This window comes from Trabulsiella odontotermitis (assembly GCF_001297775.1).
Lineage (GTDB): Bacteria > Pseudomonadota > Gammaproteobacteria > Enterobacterales > Enterobacteriaceae > Trabulsiella > Trabulsiella odontotermitis.
Map to the genome: position 1 here is coordinate 1 of NZ_LIFX01000036.1, position 1,700 is coordinate 1,700.

Here is a 1,700-nt window from a genome sequence, read left to right on the forward strand (position 1 = left end):
GCCATGCCGATTAACTGGTTGTCGGCTGATTTTTCCACACCGTCGTCCGCGGTGAGGTTGATAGTGCCCTGGTTGGTAACGGTGCCGCCGTTGAGCGCCAGCATCCCGATACCTTCGTTGTTGACGTTGATGGTACCGGTGTTCAGGCCGGTAGCGTTGCCTTTACCGGCCTCGGAGGAGCCGGTAATCACCCCGGTGCTCATGGTGTACAGCTGACTGGTACTGTAGAACGTTTTACCGGTAATATTGCCGTCTTCATCGAGGGTGGGAACAAAACCATCGACGTTAATGGTCCCGGCATTGGTGGCGGTGCCTTTAGCGGCCGCCACACCATAGAGACCCGCACCGTTGAGGTTGATGGTCGCCCCGGCATCGTTTTCCACACTGCCGTAGTTTGTCGCCAGCAGGGCATATTCGGTATTGGCAATCCATGCAGCCGGAAAATAAACATAGTAAAAACTGGAGCCTACGGGCTTGTCAGCAGAAGTGATATTGATTTCTCCACCCTGGGCATTCACTACGCTGGAACCCACTGCAGACGCTTCCATTGCGGCGGTCTGCGAAAAGGATGAACCAGATGAAGATATGTTCACTTTTCCGCTATTACGCATTGAGGCACCATCCGACACTTTTGCAATTGTTGTGCCTGTTGATGCATTAATTATTCCATAATTAGAGATATCAGTATCATTACCGGAAGCGTACATAACAGCATAAACTGAGGTTGCTGATACCTGCCCGCCCCACATTGACGCTGCGTTAAAATTAATGTCCAGCGTTGAGTCCGGGTTAAGTACCAGATGCCCGCCGCCGCTGAGACTTGCCAGACCCGAAGGCTCCCCGTATAACCCTGTTATGTTTATGATCGACTGACCACTCACATTGACAGTGTTATCTCCTGAAACCGTAATACCATACGTATTTTGATTAAATGGTAATTCATCATAGTGGTTATCCACGACAGAGGTACTGAGGTTCATCCCACCGTTAATATTGACTGTATTATCACTTCCGGAAACAGTAATACCCACTGCCGAAAAGGTACCGACATCATTTTCCTGAGTACTGTCCAGCGTCATATTGACTGCGCCATCCAGTGTTACGGTATTCCCGGTGCCGGAAACGCCTACGCCGGTTAATGTCCCTTCAGGTGCAACGTCAGACTCATCCATTGAACCGGTAATCACGACGTCACCGGTAATTTCCGCCGTGCCGTTATTCCCCGCCACGCTGACCCCGGTCGCGCCCTGGTAAATCCCGTCCGCATCTTTTACTGCATGGACATTCACCGTGCCGTCGAGCATCACGCTGGCGCTGTCACCGGTAATGCTGACCCCGGTACCGTTCAGGCTGCTGTCGAGGGTGCCGGTGTTGGTGAAGCTGGCATTGTCACCGCTGACGAGGACACCGGTGGAGCCTGCGTCCGTCACGGTAATGGTCCCGCTGTTGTCGATTTTCGCGGTGGTGCCGTTGACCGCGATACCTGTCGCACCATTGGTGACAGTGATGTCGCCCTGCTGGTCAAAGCTGGCGTTGTCGCCGTTAATCACCGTTCCCGCTGAACCTTCGCCATCGGCGGTGGTGTCGCCAGTGTTAACAATCACCGCGTCGTTACCGTCCACACGGGTACCGGTACCGCCGCCGCTGATTTTTGCATCACCACCGTTATTGACTACCGCACCGTCGCCGGTGATGGCCGT

General features: G+C 53.6%; 1 protein-coding gene. It reads right to left on the minus strand.

The genetic code is table 11. The features are described from left to right. On the minus strand, positions 1-1,700 hold a 1,700-nt coding region (locus AOY23_RS22835), incomplete at both ends, for a beta strand repeat-containing protein (protein ID WP_418080603.1).